Source organism: Streptomyces sp. NPDC091292 (assembly GCF_044757265.1).
GTDB lineage: Bacteria > Actinomycetota > Actinomycetes > Streptomycetales > Streptomycetaceae > Streptomyces.
Genome location: NZ_JBIVUQ010000001.1, coordinates 288384 through 303678, shown reverse-complemented (window position 1 = coordinate 303678; position 15295 = coordinate 288384). Strand labels below are relative to the sequence as shown.

Sequence of the window (15295 nt, the reverse complement as noted above, 5' to 3'; positions counted from 1 at the left end):
ACAGCGGGCGCAGATCACAGCGCGCTCTCGGGACCATCCCCGCACGCGCGGGGAGCACACCGGCGTGCAACGTGAAGAGTAGGTGCGGCAGGGACCATCCCCGCAGGCGCGGGGAGCACAGTTCGCGAGCTGGGGGTTTGTGTTGCCAGGAGGCTGTTTTTACTTGCTTGATTAGATTCCGGCATAGGCGACATCTGGACTTCGCCGAGGTGGCGTTCCGTTGAGGCTACAACTCCGGCTCGTACGACGGGTCTTGGACTGCGGCCCACGAGGTACCCCTCTCCGCACTTCTGGCCAGATCCCCCACACCCACACCCCATCTGGCCATTTCCCAAAACAGAGTCCCCCGGCCGCTCCTACAAGTGCGTCGCGCCGAACATTCGTACCGTCACCGGCAGCACCACCACCGACGGGCCCCGCTCCCCCAGCGCCTTGGCCAGGTCCTCGCCCAGGGTCTCCGGGGACGTCCGCACCGACGGGACGCCGAACGACTCCGCCAGGGCGACGAAATCGGGACGCGCCAACTCCGTGGCCGTCGCGGAGCCGAAAGCGTCCGTCATGTACTCGCGCAGGATGCCGTAACCGCCGTCGTCCACGATCAGCCACGTCACATCGAGGTCGTACTGCCGGGCCGTCGCCAGTTCCGCCAGGGAGTACATCGCGCCGCCGTCGCCGGAGACCGCGAGTACCGGGCGGGACGGGTCCGCGACCGCCGCGCCGAGTGCGGCCGGGAAGCCGTAACCCAGGCCGCCGGCGCCCTGCGCGGAGTGCATCGTGTTGGGGTGCCGGGGGTCGAAGGCCGACCACGCCCAGTACGCCAGGATCGTCATGTCCCAGAAGGACGGGGAACGGGCGGGCAGCGCCTCTCGGATCGTGGACAACAGCCCCCGTTCCAGCGTCAGGTCCTGGCTCTCGATCCGCGCCGCCACCTTCGCCAGCAGTTCACCCACCCGCACCGGAGCCGACTCGTCCGGCCGCTCCCGTACCGTCTCCACCAGCGCCGACAGACCCAGCCGGGCGTCCGCGTGAATGCCGAGAGCCGGGTGGTTGGACTCCAGTTTTCCGAGGTCTGCCTCGATCTGGATCAACCGGCCGCGCGGCGCGAACGTGTGGTAATTCGAGGAGAGTTCGCCCAGGCCCGAGCCGACCACCAGCAGTACATCCGCGTCCTCCAGGAAGTCCGTCGTATGACGGTCCTCCAACCAGGACTGGAGCGAGAGCGGGTGCGTCCACGGGAACGCTCCCTTGCCGCCGAACGTTGTCACCACAGGTGCGTTCAGCTTCTCCGCGAGCGCGCGCAGCTTGCCGGTCGCGTCAGCCCGTACCACTCCCCCACCCGCGATGATCGCCGGCCGCGCCGCCGTGCTCAGCAACTCGGCCGCCAGAGCAGTCAGTTCGGGGCGCGGATACACCTCGTGCGGCGTCGCGTCCAGCGAGGTCACCACCGGTAGCGACACCTCCGCCAGCAGGACATCCTGCGGGATCTCCACCCACACCGGCCCGTGCGGCGCGGTCAGCGCCGACTGCCACGCCGCCGCCACCGCCGACGGAATCTGCGACGCGGCACGCACCGTGTGCACCGACTTCACCACGTCGCGGAACGACGCCTGCTGGTCGCGGAGTTCGTGGAGATAGCCGTGGCGTCCGCCGCCGAGCCCGGCCGTCGGGATCTGGCTGGAGATCGCCAGCACGGGCGCCGAGGCCGCCGCCGCCTCCTGGAGCGCGGCGAGCGAGGTCAGCGCGCCCGGCCCGGTCGACAGGAGCAGCGGGGCCGCCTCGCCCGTGATACGTCCGTACGCGTCGGCCGCGAAACCCGCGTTGTTCTCCACGCGCAGACCCACGTACCGCAGGTCCGAGCGGCGCAGCGCGTCGAACATGCCGAGCGCGTGCTGCCCGGGGAGCCCGAACACCGTGGTGGCGCCGAGGCTCTGGAGGGTTTCGACCACGAGGTCGCCGCCCGTGCGGCCGGGGGGCGGGTTCAGGGCGGCGGCCGTCTGCGCGGGCGTCGGCAGCAGCTCGGGCCCATGCCCATGTCCATGCCCGTGGTGGTCGTGCGTCACTTCGCCGTCCCCTCGCCCTTCCGCCCCGCCGCGATCTGCCGCGCCATGATCGTGGTCAGCTCGTACGCCGTGTGCGACGCCGCTACCGCCGTGATCTCGGCATGGTCGTACGCGGGCGCCACCTCGACCACATCCGCCGACACCAGGTGGCAGCCCGCCAAACCCCGCAGAATCTCCAGGAGTTCGCGGGACGTCATGCCGCCCGCCTCGGGCGTCCCGGTGCCGGGGGCGTGCGCCGGGTCGAGGCAGTCGATGTCGATCGAGATGTACAGCGGCCGGTCGCCGATGCGCTGCCGGAGCTGGTCGGCGATCTCGTCGGCGCCCCGGCGGTACACGTCCGCCGACGTGACGATCCCGAAGCCCATCTTCTCGTCGTCGCTGAGGTCCTGCTTGCCGTACAGCGGACCGCGCGTACCGACGTGCGACAGCGCCGACGTGTCGAGAATGCCCTCCTCGACCGCGCGCCGGAACGGCGTCCCGTGCGTGTACTCGGCGCCGAAGTACGTGTCCCAGGTGTCGAGATGGGCGTCGAAGTGGAGCAGCGCCACCGGGCCGTGCTTCTTCGCGACCGAGCGGAGCAGCGGCAGCGCGATCGTGTGGTCGCCGCCCAGTGTCATCAGCCGCGCCCCGGTGCCGAGCAGATCGTCCGCCGCCGCCTCGATCGTGTCGACGGCCTCGTTGATGTTGAACGGGTTCGCCGCGATGTCCCCGGCGTCCGCGACCTGCGCCAGCGCGAACGGGGACGCGTCCTGCGCCGGGTTGTAGGGGCGCAGCAGCCGGGACGCCTCGCGGATCGCGTTGCCGCCGAAGCGGGCGCCCGGCCGGTACGAGACGCCGGTGTCGAACGGCACGCCCACCACGGCGACATCGGTGGTACCGACCTCGTCGAGGCGGGGCAGCCGGGCGAACGTGGCGGGCCCGGCGTACCGGGGTACGCGCGAGGAATCGACGGGCCCGCGCGGCGTCTCGTTGCTGCTCATCTGATGTGCCTTCTTTCCTGCGCTTCTTCGCGCTACTTCGCGCTTTTCGACTGTATCCAGGGGTTACGCCCTCACCGGGGGGCGGGTACGGCCTCGGGTTCCGCGCTTTCCGGGGCGCCTCGTCCCGCGAGCCGTTCCCGCCAGGCGGCGAGTACCGCCGCGTCGGTGGGCGGGGTCGCCAACGAGACGACGACATAGACGGCGAGCGAGGACAGGAGACCGTAGTAGACGGGCTCGTTGGCGAGGATGCCGTAGTGCCACATCAGGCCGATGACGGCGAGGCCGCCGACGACGACCGACGCGAGCGCGCCGGGCGCGGTACCCCGCTTCCACAGCAGGCCGCCGAGGATCGGTACGAGGAGTCCGCCGACGAGCAGGTTGTACGCGACGGTCAGCGCCTCGACCACGTTGTTGAGGGCGATGGAGATGGCGATGGCGCCCACGCCCATGATCAGGATGAAGACGCGGTTGCCCTTCACCTCGTCGTGCGGCTCGTCGGACGTCCCGGCACCGCCGCGCCCGCCACCGACCAGGCCGCGCAGCCGCGACCAGATGTCGTTGTTGGCGACGGTCGCACAGGCGATCAGCGCGCCGGACGACGTGGACATCACGGCCGCGAGCGCCGCCGCGAGCACCAACCCCCGTACGCCGACGGGGAGTTCGTCCTTGACGATGGTCGCGAAGGCGTCATCGGCATTGGCGAGGTTGGGGTAGAGCACCTTGGCGGCCGTACCGATGACGGCGCCGGCCAGCGCGTACACCAGGCAGTAGGTGCCCGCGACCGTGCCGCCCCAGCGGGCCGTCTTGTCGCTGCGCGCGGTGAACACGCGCTGCCAGATGTCCTGACCGATGAGCATGCCGAACGTATAGATCAGGACATACGTGAAGATCGTCTCGCCGCCGATGCCCAGCGGGTCGAAGTACTCGGTGGGCAGCTTCGCCTTCATCTCGCTGAAGCCGCCCGCCTTGACGACGGCGATGGGCAGCAGGAGCAGCAGCACACCGATCGTCTTGACGACGAACTGCACCATGTCGGTCAGCGTGATCGACCACATGCCGCCGAGCGTCGAGTAGGCCACGACGATGGAGCCGCCGAGGATGATCGCCAGGGTGCGGTTCATGTCGAAGAGGACGTCGAAGATCGTGGCGTACGCGATGGTCGAGGTGACGGCGAGCATCAGCGTGTACGCCCACATCACCAGCCCGGAGATCACACCGGCCCGGCCGCCGTAGCGCAGGTCGAGCATCTCGGAGACCGTGTACACCTTCAGGCGCGCGATGCGGGCCGAGAAGAACACGGACAGGGCGAGCAGGCCGAGGCCGATGGTGAAGACCATCCAGGCGCCGGAGAGGCCGTACTTGTAGCCGAGGCCGACGCCGCCGATGGTGGACGCGCCGCCGAGGACGATGGCGGCCATGGTGCCGGAGTACATGGCAGGGCCGAGCCTACGGCCTGCGACCAGGAACTCGCTCTTGGACTTGGCGCGGCGCATGCCCCACCAGCCCATCGCCAGCATGCCGGCCAGATAGATGACGATCACTGTGTAATCGACGGCCATGGGGCCCTCCTTCGCGCACCTCGGTGGCGTGTCGTGTGGGGGAGGTCGGGGACGATCGGGGGCTTCACGGGGACATCCGCCCGTACCCGTGGCACCGCCGGGGACGACGATAGGTGGCCGGAAAGCGACGCTGAAGTGTACGTTTCATCCATTCGTACCGAACGGAATGGAGGGATCGTCCACCGTGTCAGACCCCACCGCCCCGCCGCCCACACCCCCGGTTCCCCCGCCCACACCGCCGGTGCCGCTGGCCGCGCTGCTGGCCCGGGACGATCTCGGGCTGCGCCAGATCGCGGGGCCGCCGGCCGGGACGGTGACGATCCTGTGGGCGCACACCTCGGAGATGTCCGACCCGTACCCGTACCTCCTCGGCGGTGAGCTGCTGCTGACGGCCGGGGTGCACGCCTCGGAGGCGGCGGGCACCGGGCCCTACTACGACGACTACGTGGCCCGGGTCGTCGAGGCGGGCGGCGCCGCACTCGGCTTCGGGGTCGCGCCCGTGCACGACACGGTCCCGAGGGCGCTGGTCGCGGCGTGCGAGCGGTACGGGCTGCCGCTGGTCGAGGTGCCGCCGCGCACCACGTTCAGCGCGGTGACGCGGGCCGTGTGGGCGATCATGGCGCAGATCCGGCACGCGGAGCTGCGCCGCACCACGGAGGCCCAGCAGGGTCTGGCGTCGGCCGCCGCCCGGCCCGACCCGGTCCCGGCCGTCCTGCGGCAGCTCGCGCAGCGCGTCGGCGGCTGGACGGCCCTGCTCGGCCCGGACGGCACGGCGGTGCGGTCGGCGGGCGTGGAGCCGGGTACGGCGGTACGGGGCGCGGTCGCCGATCTCGTACGGGTGGTGACCCGGGCCGGGTCCGGGGCGCCCACATCGGCGACGGACACCGTCGGGGGCGCGCCGGTCGCGGTGTACGCGCTCGGGGGCGGGCAGGGGTTCGCGCTCGGGGTGGCGGGCGGGCGCCGGGAGCCCGGGGACCACACGGTCACGGGCGTCGCGGTGGTTCTTCTCTCTCTCCTCACCGGGGAGCACCAGGGCGCGGCGCAGGCCGGCCGCTCGGCGGCGCTCCTTCGACTCCTCCTGGGGGCCGAGCCGCACCAGGTGGTGCCGCTGCTCGGCGCGGACACGTGGACGGTCGTGCACGGGCACCGGGGTGCGGGGCCCGCCGACGCGGTGGCCGCCACGGCCCTGGGCGCCGCGCTCGGCTCCTCGCTGGTGGACGCGGGGCCCGACGCGGTACGGGTCCTGGTACCCGCCGACCGCGACCTCACCGCCCAGCCCGGCTGGACCCTCGGCGCGAGCGCGCCCGCGGCGGCGCCGGATCTCGCGACCGCCGACGCGCAGGCCGCGCGGGCCCTGGTCCGGGCCCTCGCCACCCGCGAACCACTGACCCGGCACCACCCCGCCGACGAGGGCCTGGCGTCCCTGATCCCACCGGCGGAGGCAGAGGCACACGCGAGAGCCCTCCTGTCCCCCCTGACGAACAACCCGGCCCTGCTTTCAACTCTCCACACCTGGCTCTCGCTCCACGGCAGTTGGGACCGCACGGCCGTCGCCCTGGGCATCCACCGCAACACGGTCCGACAGCGCATCGCCCGCTGCGCCACCCTCCTGACCCAGAACCTGGACGACCCGGACACCAGAATGGAACTCTGGTTCGCCCTCCGCCGAACCTTGTAGGAACCCCACCCCCACCCCATACCCCCGCATATTTCTTCCCGCCGCAACGGTGATCCGCCACCACGGCGAGGGTCCGGCGGCATCTACGACCACCCCCAGGGTCCGGCGGCATCCACAACCCCACCCGCCCCCATATCCGGCATACTCCGCGAACATGGACATTTCCGCTGAGCCGACATCCCCGCCGACCCCCGGAGGGGAAAGCGTGGGGACCGTCGTCGTCGCCGCTGTCGCCAATCTCGGGATCGCCGTCGCCAAGGCCGTCGCCGGGGTCATCAGCGGGTCCAGCGCGATGCTCTCCGAGGCCGCGCACTCGGTCGCCGACACGGTCACCGAACTGCTCCTGCTCACCGCCCTGAAGCGCAGCGCGAAACCCGCCGACGAGGAACACCCCCTCGGCTACGGCCCGGAGCGCTACATCTGGGCGATGCTCGCCGCCGTCGCCACCTTCGTCGGCGGCGCCGTGTTCTCCCTCTACGACGGCGTCCACACCCTCGCCACCGGCGAGAAACTGGGCGACCCGCTCGTCTCGTACATCGTGCTGGCCGTCGCGTTCGTCCTGGAGGGCTACTCCCTGCGCACCGGCACCAGACAGGTCCGCGGCGAGGCGGCCCGCTTCGGCGCGAACTTCCGTACCTATCTGCGGCACACCCCGGACACGGCCGTGAAGGCGGTCGTCCTGGAGGACTCGGCGGCCCTGATCGGGCTGCTGCTCGCGGCGGGCGGCCTGCTCGGCGGACAGCTCACCGGTTCGGGCGTATGGGACGGCGTCGCGTCCCTCTGCATCGGCGTCCTGCTGCTGTGCGTGGCGTGGGTCCTCGGCCGGTCCAACGCCCAACTGCTCATCGGCCGCCCCCTGCCGCGCCAGATCCGCCAGGAGATCCGCGCCGAACTCCTCGACGTACCGCACATCGAGGCCGTACTGGAGCTGACCACGCTGCTCCAGGGTCCGACGGAAGCCCTGGTGGCGGCCAAGGTCGACTTCCGGGACGTGTCGACGGCCGCGCAGATCGAGTGGGCGTGCGAACAGGCCGAGCGCCGGCTCAGGGAACGCTTCCCGGCGATCAGCCGCGTCTACCTCGACCCCACACCGGGCTTCGCGCAGCGCAGGGCGGAGGGACTCAACCCGTGGCCGTGACCGACCCTTCCACACTCATGGTCTCGCCGTCGCCCAACAGGCCCGCCGCGTCCAGCAGATACGCCGTCATCGGGTCGTAGTACCGAGGGCTCGTGACATGGTCGTCCAGCGGAACCGTCACCTGAAGGGTCCCCTCCGCCTCGCCGAGGAACAGCGCCGGGTCGTTGCAGTCCGCGTACCCGACGGAGTCGATCCCGCGCTGCCCGGCGCACCCGGCCCAGCCGTGGTCCGCGACGACCAGGTCCGGCAGCGGACGCCCCTCACGCGCGAGGCCGTCGAGGATCGCGGCCATCGGCGCCGGAGAGTGCGTGTGCCACAGCGTGGCGCCGCGCTCCAGCATGGCGACATCGGCGAACTGGAAGACGACGCCCTCGTCGGCGAGCAGACCGTCCGGGATCACCACGATCTCGCAGCCCGCCGCCCGCAGCGCCGCCGCCGTCGCGCGGTGCACATCGAGGAGACCGCCCGGGTGCCCGGTCGCGAAGAGAACCCGCTCCCGCCCGGCCGCCGCCTTCCGCAGCCGCCCCGCCATCCGCTCCAGCCCGTCGACCGTCAGCTCGGGGTCGATGGTGTCCTGCCCGAAGCGGTACTCCGGGTCGTCGTTGACACCACAGCGCTCGGCCATCACGGCGAGCACGTCCTGCTCGTCGTTCCATCTGTCGCCGAGTTCCAGACCGAGCCAGTAGTGACGGTCGCCGTTCGCGAGTTTGCGGTAGTGGGAGAGGTTGTTCTCGCGAGGAGTGGCCACATCCCCCGCGATACGCGTACGGACGAGATGGTCGACAAGGGCGGCGCGGCTGGGTGTCCCGGATATCGGCATGGGTCCCATTGTGCCGTCGGCCCCCGGCCACGGAGGCTCCGTCCCGAACGCTGGGACGCGCGTCACGCCCCCGCCACCCACCGCCCGCCCTCACCGCGAGTGGAGACTTCTTCACCCACCATGCTGCGCCCACCTGCGCATATCCCGTGCTCGGTACGGAAAAGTCCCCAAAGGTACTTCAATGAAACGATGGAAGCCATGAAGTTCCTACTCGAAGTAGATCTGAACGACATGGTCCCCGAGGAGCGCGCCCGCGAGCTGGGGCGCGCCCTGAGGTACTGGGCCGGGAATCTGCACCACTACGACCTGAAGCCCGGCGACGGCTCCCCGGTCTACGACTCGGCGTACCGCGAGATCGGCCGCTGGAGCGTCGGCGGCGCCGACCCGGCGTGACGGCGGGCTACAGCCCCATGTCCTTGGCGATGATCATCTTCATGACCTCGCTGGTCCCGCCGTAGATCCGGTTGACGCGGTTGTCGGCGTAGAGGCGGGCGATCGGGTACTCGTTCATATAGCCGTAGCCGCCGTGCAACTGGAGGCACTTGTCGATGACGCGGTGGGCGACCTCGGTGCAGAACAGCTTGGCGCTCGCGGCCTCGGCGGCGGTCAGCTCGCCCCGGTCGTGGGCTTCGAGGGCGCGGTCGGCGACCGCTTCGGCGGCGTCGACCTCGGCCTTGCAGGCGGCCAGTTCGAACTTGGTGTTCTGGAAGGACGCGACGGTCTTGCCGAAGACGGTGCGCTCCTCGACGTACTGCTGCGCGAAGCGGACGGCGGCGGCTGCCTGCGCGTAGGCGCCGACGGCGATGCCGAGGCGCTCCTGCGGGAGGTTCTGGCCGAGGTAGGAGAAGCCCTTGTTCTCCTCGCCGAGCAGGTCGTCCACGGGGACCTTGACGTCCGTGAACGCCAGCTCCGCGGTGTCGGAGGTCTTCAGGCCCAGTTTGTCGAGCTTGCGGCCGACCGCGTACCCCTCGGACTTGGTGTCGACCACGAAGAGGGAGATGCCGTGGCGGCGGTCCTCGGGCGTGGGCGGGGCGGTGCGGGCGCAGACGATGACACGGTCGGCGTGGACGCCGCCGGTGATGAAGGTCTTGGCGCCGTTGAGTACGTAGTGCGTGCCGTCGTCGGAGAGCTTGGCGGTGGTCTTCATGCCGGCGAGGTCGGAGCCGGTGCCGGGCTCGGTCATCGCGATGGCGTACATGGAGCGGCCGGTGACGAAGTCGGGCAGCCAGCGCTTTTTCTGCTCGTCGGTGGCGTACGCCTTGAGGTACGGCAGGCAGAGGGCGACATGGACGCCGGAGCCGCCGAAGGACACGCCCGCGCGGGCGGTCTCCTCGGAGATGACGGCCTGGAACTTGAAGGACTCCTCGCCCGCGCCGCCGTACTCCTCGGGCACCTCTATGCCGAAGATGCCCAGCTCGCCGAGCTGGTAGTAGAAGTCGCGGGGCGCCTGTCCCGCCGCGTACCACTCGTCGTAGACGGGGACGACCTCGGCCTCGATGAAGGCCCGGATGGTCTCCCGGAACGCCTCGTGGTCCTCGTTGTAAACAGTTCGGCGCACGGGGTTCTCCTTCTGCGACGCGACGGCAGGGACTAAGCGCTTGCTCAGCGTCAGGTTACCCGTGAGTCACCGTAACCGTCCAGGGAGAGGTGCGTCACTGGATGAACGCCTGGACCGGCCCTTTCGTGCCCGCCGCGTCCCTCAGGCTCCGGCCGCGTCGAAGGCCCCTCGGGCCAGCCGGTGCAGCAGCTCGGCCATCGCCGTGCGGCCGGGCAGGGAGCCGGGGCGGCTGAGGTGCGGGGTCGAGTTCAGCAGCCCGAATACGGCGTGCACGGTGGCGCGGGCCTCCGGTTCGGAGAGGTGGCCGTACTGCTCGCGGACGGCGACCACCCACAGTTCGACGTACTGGCGCTGTAGCTGGCGCACGAGTTTGCGGTCACTGTCCCGGAGGCGGTCCAGCTCGCGGTCGTGCAGGGTGATGAGGGGCCGGTCGTCCAGCGCGAAGTCGATATGGCCCTCGATGAGCGAGTCGAGCAGTGCGTCAGGGCGCCCGTCGGACTCCTGGACGCGCCGCTTGCCCCCGGTGAGGAGCTGCCCGCTGATCCCGACGAGCAGTTCGGCGAGCATCGCGTCCTTGCCGGCGAAGTGCCGGTACAGGCCGGGTCCGCTGATGCCGACCGCGGCCCCTATCTCGTCCACGCCCACACCGTGGAAGCCCCGCTCGGCGAAGAGCCGCGCGGCCTCCTTGAGGATCTGCTCGCGGCGGGTCGTCGCATCGGTTCTCGTGACCATGGCAGCAATTCTAGACAGGGCGGTTAGCGGTCGTTAACCTGGAGGACATACGTTAACGCTCATTAACCATGGGGGCTCGATGCGAGAGGTGCAAGAGGCACCGGTGCTGGGGACGGCGGCCGATCCCGCGTCCGAGGCGTTTCGGGCCAACGAGGCGGGGCACCGCGCCCTGGGCGAAGAGCTGCGGGCGCGCCTCGCGCGCGTGCGGCTCGGCGGTGGGGAGCGGGCCCGCGCCCGGCACACCGCGCGCGGGAAGCTGCTGCCGCGCGACCGCGTGGACACCCTCCTGGACCCGGGCTCCCCCTTCCTCGAACTGGCACCGCTGGCCGCCGAGGGGCTGTACGGCGGGGACGCCCCGGCGGCCGGGGTGATCGCCGGGATCGGCCGGGTCTCGGGGCGCGAGTGCGTGGTGGTGGCGAACGACGCGACGGTCAAGGGCGGCACGTACTACCCGATGACCGTGAAGAAGCACCTGCGCGCGCAGGAGGTTGCCCTGGAGAACCGGCTGCCTTGCGTGTATCTCGTCGACTCGGGCGGCGCCTTCCTTCCGATGCAGGACGAGGTGTTCCCGGACCGGGACCACTTCGGGCGGATCTTCTACAACCAGGCCCGGATGTCCGGCGCCGGCATCCCGCAGATCGCGGCCGTCCTCGGGTCGTGCACGGCGGGTGGCGCGTATGTCCCGGCGATGAGCGACGAGGCGGTGATCGTGCGCGGCCAGGGCACGATCTTCCTCGGCGGCCCGCCCCTGGTGAAGGCGGCGACCGGCGAGGTCGTCACGGCCGAGGAGCTGGGCGGCGGCGAGGTCCACTCCCGGGTCTCCGGGGTCACGGACCACCTCGCGGAGGACGACGCGCACGCGCTGCGGATCGTCCGCACCATCGTGTCGACCCTCCCCGCGCGCGGTGAGCTGCCCTGGGCGGTCCGCGCGGTTCAGGAGCCGAAGGCGGATCCGTACGGGCTGTACGGGGTGGTGCCGGTCGACTCGCGGACGCCCTATGACGTGCGGGAGGTCATCGCGCGCGTGGTGGACGGTTCCCGGTTCGCCGAGTTCAAGGCCGAGTTCGGGCAGACGCTGGTCACCGGCTTCGCGTGGATCCACGGGCATCCGGTGGGGATCGTCGCGAACAACGGCATCCTGTTCTCCGAGTCGGCCCAGAAGGGCGCCCACTTCATCGAGCTGTGCGACCAGCGCGGTATCCCGCTGGTGTTCCTCCAGAACATCTCGGGCTTCATGGTCGGCAGGGACTACGAGGCGGGGGGCATCGCCAAGCACGGCGCCAAGATGGTGACGGCGGTCGCCTGCGCGCGCGTGCCGAAGCTGACGGTGGTGGTCGGCGGGTCGTACGGCGCGGGGAACTACTCCATGTGCGGCCGGGCGTACTCACCGCGCTTCCTGTGGATGTGGCCGAACGCCAAGATCTCCGTGATGGGCGGCGAGCAGGCCGCGTCCGTCCTCGCGACCGTCAAGCGCGACCAGGCGGACGCCCGGGGCGAGGACTGGCCCGCCGAGGACGAGGAAGCCTTCAAGGCCCCGATCCGCGCGCAGTACGAGACCCAGGGCAACGCCTACTACGCGACGGCGCGGCTGTGGGACGACGGCGTGATCGACCCCCTGGAGACCCGCCAGGTCCTCGGCCTGGCCCTGACCGCATGTGCCAACGCCCCGCTGCCGGCCCGCGGCGACGGCTTCGGCGTCTTCCGGATGTGAGGGTGACGTGAGCGTGAGGGTGGGAATGGACGACACACAGCGGCAGGACGGGACGGCCGTCGCGGGCGCGGGCGCGGGCGGGGGTGCGCTCTTCGACACGGTCCTCGTGGCCAACCGGGGCGAGATCGCCGTACGGGTCATGCGGACGCTGCGCGCGCTGGGCATCCGGTCGGTGGCCGTCTTCAGCGACGCCGACGCGGACGCGCGCCATGTGCGCGAGGCGGACACGGCGGTGCGGATCGGGCCCGCGCCCGCAGCCGAGAGCTATCTGTCGATGGACCGGCTGCTGGCGGCGGCCCGCGCCACGGGCGCGCAGGCGACCCACCCGGGGTACGGATTCCTCGCGGAGAACGCCGCCTTCGCGCGCGCGTGCGCCGACGCCGGGCTCGTCTTCATCGGCCCGACCGCCGACGCGATCTCCCTGATGGGCGACAAGATCCGCGCCAAGGAGACGGTCCGCGCCGCCGGTGTCCCGGTGGTGCCCGGCTCGTCGGGCAGCGGCCTGACGGACGGCCAACTGGTCGACGCGGCGCGCGAGATCGGTATGCCGGTCCTGCTGAAGCCGTCGGCGGGCGGCGGCGGCAAGGGCATGCGGCTGGTCCGGGACGAGGCGCTGCTCGGCGACGAGATCGCGGCGGCCCGGCGCGAGGCCCGCGCCTCCTTCGGCGACGACACCCTGCTCGTGGAGCGATGGATCGACCGCCCCCGGCACATCGAGATCCAGGTACTCGCGGACACCCACGGGCAGGTGATCCACCTCGGGGAGCGCGAGTGCTCCCTCCAGCGGCGCCACCAGAAGGTGATCGAGGAGGCGCCCAGCGTCCTGCTCGACGCGGCCACGCGCGCGGCGATGGGCGAGGCGGCCGTCCAGGCGGCCCGCTCCTGCGGGTACGTGGGCGCGGGCACCGTCGAGTTCATCGTGCCGGGCGGCGACCCGTCCGCGTACTACTTCATGGAGATGAACACCCGGCTCCAGGTGGAGCACCCGGTGACCGAGCTGGTGACCGGACTCGACCTGGTCGAGTGGCAGTTGCGGGTGGCCGCGGGCGAGCGGCTGCCGTACGCGCAGGAGGACGTCCGGCTCACCGGGCACGCGGTGGAGGCCCGTATCTGCGCCGAAACCGTGTCCTTCCGCGAGGGCGCGCGCGGGTTCCTGCCGTCCGGCGGCACCGTCCTCGCGCTGGACGAGCCGCAGGGCGACGGGGTGCGCACGGACTCGGGGCTGAGCGTGGGCACCGAGGTAGGCAGCCTGTACGACCCGATGCTGTCGAAGGTCGTCGCGTACGGCCCGGACCGGGCCACCGCCCTGCGCAGGCTGCGCGCCGCGCTCGCCCGGACGGTCACCCTGGGCGTCCCGACCAACGCGGGCTTCCTGCGCCGCCTGCTCGCCCACCCGGACGTCGTCGCGGGCGCGCTGGACACCGGCCTCGTCGAGCGGGAGGCCGAGGGGCTGGTCCCGGACACGGTCCCCGACGAGGTGTACGAGGCGGCGGCGGCCGTACGCCTCGCGGGGCTGCGACCCGCGCGCGGAGACGGCGCCTGGACGGACCCCTTCGACGTGCCGAGCGGATGGCGGCTCGGCGGGACGCCCGCACCGCTCGCGTTCCCGCTGCGGATCCCGGGCCACGACCCGGTCACGTACCGCGCGCGCGGCGAGGCCACCGTCACCGCCGACTCCGTCTCGGTCACCCTCGACGGCGTCCGGCACACCTTCCGCCGCGCGGGCGACTGGCTGGGCCGCGACGGCGACGCGTGGCAGGTGCGGGACCACGACCCGGTGGCCGCGTCACTGACGGGCGCCGCGCACGCGGGCGCCGACTCGCTGACGGCACCGATGCCGGGGACGGTGACAGTGGTGAAGGTCGCGGTGGGCGACCAGGTCACGGCGGGTCAGAGCCTTCTCGTGGTCGAGGCGATGAAGATGGAGCACGTCGTGTCGGCGCCGCACGCGGGGACGGTCACGGAGCTGGACGTGAGCCCCGGGGCGACGGTCGCCATGGACCAGGTACTCGCGGTGGTCGAACCCGCCGAGACGCCCGTGCCCGAGGAGGCGACGACGGCATGACTGCTGACCTGCCCCCCGGCCTGCCCATGGAGGTCCCCACCCAGGACCTCCCCCCGCGCGTCCGCATCCACGAGGTGGGCGCGCGGGACGGGCTGCAGAACGAGAAGGCGACCGTCCCGACCGAGGTGAAGGCGGAGTTCATCCACCGCCTCGCGGACGCGGGCCTCACCACCATCGAGGCGACCAGCTTCGTCCGCCCGGAGTGGGTGCCCCAACTCGCCGACGCGGAAGCCCTCTTCCCGCTGGTCCGCGATCTGCGCGACGAGCGGGACGTGGCGCTGCCCGTCCTCGTGCCCAACGCGCGCGGGCTGGAGCGCGCCCTCGCCCTGGGCGCCCGCCGGGTCGCCGTCTTCGCGAGCGCCACGGAGTCCTTCGCCAAGGCCAACCTCAACCGCACGGTGGACGAGTCCCTGGCGATGTTCGAGCCGGTGGTCGCGCGCGCGAAGAGCGGCGACGCGGGCAAGGTGCACGTCCGGGGCTATCTGTCGATGTGCTTCGGCGACCCCTGGGAGGGCCCGGTCCCCATCGCGCGCGTAGTCCATGTCTGCAAGGCGCTGATCGACATGGGCTGCGACGAACTGAGCCTGGGCGACACGATCGGCGTCGCCACACCGGGCCATGTCCAGGCGCTGCTGTCGGAGCTGAACGAGGAGGGCGTCCACACCGACCGGATCGGCGTCCACTTCCACGACACGTACGGGCAGGCACTCGCCAACACCCTGGCCGCCCTGCAACACGGCGTGACCACGGTCGACGCCTCCGCCGGCGGCCTCGGCGGCTGCCCCTTCGCCAAGTCCGCGACCGGAAACCTCGCCACCGAAGACCTCGTGTGGATGCTGAACGGCCTCGGTATCGAGACCGGCGTCGACCTCGGCCGGCTCACCGCCACCAGCGTGTGGATGGCCACCCATCTGGGACGGCCCAGCCCGTCCCGCACCGTCCGGGCCCTCACCGGGGCGACCACGGACCCGTCCCCCAAGGAGTCCTGACCATG

Annotated in this window: 12 protein-coding genes and 1 CRISPR repeat array (1 of these 13 running past the window's edge); of the genes, 6 read left to right on the top strand and 6 right to left on the bottom strand. The window is 71.6% G+C overall.

The window, feature by feature from the left end:
- A CRISPR array of direct repeats spans window positions 1-119; the repeat unit is 29 nt; unit sequence GGGACCATCCCCGCACGCGCGGGGAGCAC (it extends 277 nt beyond the left edge of the window).
- A gap of 237 nt (window positions 120-356) precedes the next feature.
- The 3 genes from ACIQNU_RS01320 to ACIQNU_RS01310 all read right to left on the bottom strand — a co-directional run bounded on the left by ACIQNU_RS01320 (window position 357) and on the right by ACIQNU_RS01310 (window position 4599).
- On the bottom strand, window positions 357-2060 hold the full coding sequence (locus ACIQNU_RS01320) for a thiamine pyrophosphate-binding protein (RefSeq protein WP_401359508.1): 1704 nt from the start codon (window positions 2058-2060) through the stop codon (window positions 357-359).
- A complete protein-coding gene (speB, locus tag ACIQNU_RS01315) occupies window positions 2057-3040 on the bottom strand; it encodes an agmatinase (protein WP_401359506.1) in 984 nt (327 codons plus the stop codon). Before speB ends, ACIQNU_RS01320 begins: the two co-directional genes overlap by 4 nt.
- A 71-nt stretch (window positions 3041-3111) precedes the next feature.
- On the bottom strand, window positions 3112-4599 hold the full coding sequence (locus ACIQNU_RS01310) for a sodium:solute symporter (RefSeq protein WP_401359503.1): 1488 nt from the start codon (window positions 4597-4599) through the stop codon (window positions 3112-3114).
- A gap of 166 nt (window positions 4600-4765) precedes the next feature.
- Here ACIQNU_RS01310 and ACIQNU_RS01305 point away from each other — a divergent pair, with 166 nt between their 5' ends.
- Window positions 4766-6277, top strand: a complete 1512-nt coding sequence (locus ACIQNU_RS01305) for a PucR family transcriptional regulator (RefSeq protein ID WP_401359501.1) — start codon at window positions 4766-4768, stop codon at window positions 6275-6277.
- A 154-nt stretch (window positions 6278-6431) separates the two neighbouring features.
- Window positions 6432-7415, top strand: coding sequence for a cation diffusion facilitator family transporter (locus ACIQNU_RS01300; RefSeq protein WP_401359499.1), 984 nt, complete (start codon window positions 6432-6434; stop codon window positions 7413-7415).
- On the opposite strand, the gene ACIQNU_RS01295 is transcribed toward ACIQNU_RS01300, so the two are convergent.
- Complete coding sequence (locus tag ACIQNU_RS01295) at window positions 7399-8235, bottom strand: phosphatase (RefSeq protein WP_401359496.1); 837 nt, start codon at window positions 8233-8235, stop codon at window positions 7399-7401. The genes ACIQNU_RS01300 and ACIQNU_RS01295 overlap by 17 nt on opposite strands.
- A 198-nt stretch (window positions 8236-8433) precedes the next feature.
- On the opposite strand from ACIQNU_RS01295, the gene ACIQNU_RS01290 reads away from it, so the two are divergent.
- Window positions 8434-8628: a hypothetical protein gene (locus ACIQNU_RS01290; protein ID WP_401362348.1), complete on the top strand. Its 195-nt coding sequence runs from the start codon at window positions 8434-8436 to the stop codon at window positions 8626-8628.
- Window positions 8629-8635: 7 nt separating this feature from the next.
- On the opposite strand, the gene ACIQNU_RS01285 is transcribed toward ACIQNU_RS01290, so the two are convergent.
- Window positions 8636-9793 (bottom strand): acyl-CoA dehydrogenase family protein, encoded by a 1158-nt coding sequence (locus ACIQNU_RS01285; RefSeq protein WP_401359493.1) that lies wholly within the window; start codon window positions 9791-9793, stop codon window positions 8636-8638.
- 141 nt (window positions 9794-9934) lie between these two features.
- Window positions 9935-10525 carry a TetR/AcrR family transcriptional regulator gene (locus tag ACIQNU_RS01280; protein ID WP_401359491.1) on the bottom strand — a complete coding sequence of 197 codons (591 nt, stop codon included), beginning with the start codon at window positions 10523-10525 and terminating at the stop codon, window positions 9935-9937.
- An 88-nt stretch (window positions 10526-10613) separates the two neighbouring features.
- On the opposite strand from ACIQNU_RS01280, the gene ACIQNU_RS01275 reads away from it, so the two are divergent.
- From ACIQNU_RS01275 to ACIQNU_RS01265, 3 genes are read left to right on the top strand one after another with little or no spacing between them, the layout of a single operon-like run.
- Window positions 10614-12236 (top strand): carboxyl transferase domain-containing protein, encoded by a 1623-nt coding sequence (locus ACIQNU_RS01275; protein WP_401362346.1) that lies wholly within the window; start codon window positions 10614-10616, stop codon window positions 12234-12236.
- 25 nt (window positions 12237-12261) lie between these two features.
- Window positions 12262-14301 carry an acetyl/propionyl/methylcrotonyl-CoA carboxylase subunit alpha gene (locus ACIQNU_RS01270; RefSeq protein ID WP_401359489.1) on the top strand — a complete coding sequence of 680 codons (2040 nt, stop codon included), beginning with the start codon at window positions 12262-12264 and terminating at the stop codon, window positions 14299-14301.
- Window positions 14298-15290 (top strand): hydroxymethylglutaryl-CoA lyase, encoded by a 993-nt coding sequence (locus tag ACIQNU_RS01265; RefSeq protein ID WP_401359487.1) that lies wholly within the window; start codon window positions 14298-14300, stop codon window positions 15288-15290. The genes ACIQNU_RS01270 and ACIQNU_RS01265 overlap by 4 nt, the downstream gene beginning before the upstream one ends.
- Window positions 15291-15295 lie beyond the last annotated feature (5 nt).

What these genes read in the sequence shown, in the direction of transcription:
- speB (WP_401359506.1), bottom strand. Translation starts at nt 3,040, where the DNA reads ATGAGCAGCAACGAGACGCCGCGCGGGCCCGTCGATTCCTCGCGCGTA.
- ACIQNU_RS01310 (WP_401359503.1), bottom strand. Translation starts at nt 4,599, where the DNA reads ATGGCCGTCGATTACACAGTGATCGTCATCTATCTGGCCGGCATGCTG.
- ACIQNU_RS01305 (WP_401359501.1), top strand. Translation starts at nt 4,766, where the DNA reads ATGGAGGGATCGTCCACCGTGTCAGACCCCACCGCCCCGCCGCCCACA.
- ACIQNU_RS01300 (WP_401359499.1), top strand. Translation starts at nt 6,432, where the DNA reads ATGGACATTTCCGCTGAGCCGACATCCCCGCCGACCCCCGGAGGGGAA.
- ACIQNU_RS01295 (WP_401359496.1), bottom strand. Translation starts at nt 8,235, where the DNA reads ATGCCGATATCCGGGACACCCAGCCGCGCCGCCCTTGTCGACCATCTC.
- ACIQNU_RS01290 (WP_401362348.1), top strand. Translation starts at nt 8,434, where the DNA reads ATGAAGTTCCTACTCGAAGTAGATCTGAACGACATGGTCCCCGAGGAG.
- ACIQNU_RS01280 (WP_401359491.1), bottom strand. Translation starts at nt 10,525, where the DNA reads ATGGTCACGAGAACCGATGCGACGACCCGCCGCGAGCAGATCCTCAAG.
- ACIQNU_RS01270 (WP_401359489.1), top strand. Translation starts at nt 12,262, where the DNA reads ATGGACGACACACAGCGGCAGGACGGGACGGCCGTCGCGGGCGCGGGC.
- ACIQNU_RS01265 (WP_401359487.1), top strand. Translation starts at nt 14,298, where the DNA reads ATGACTGCTGACCTGCCCCCCGGCCTGCCCATGGAGGTCCCCACCCAG.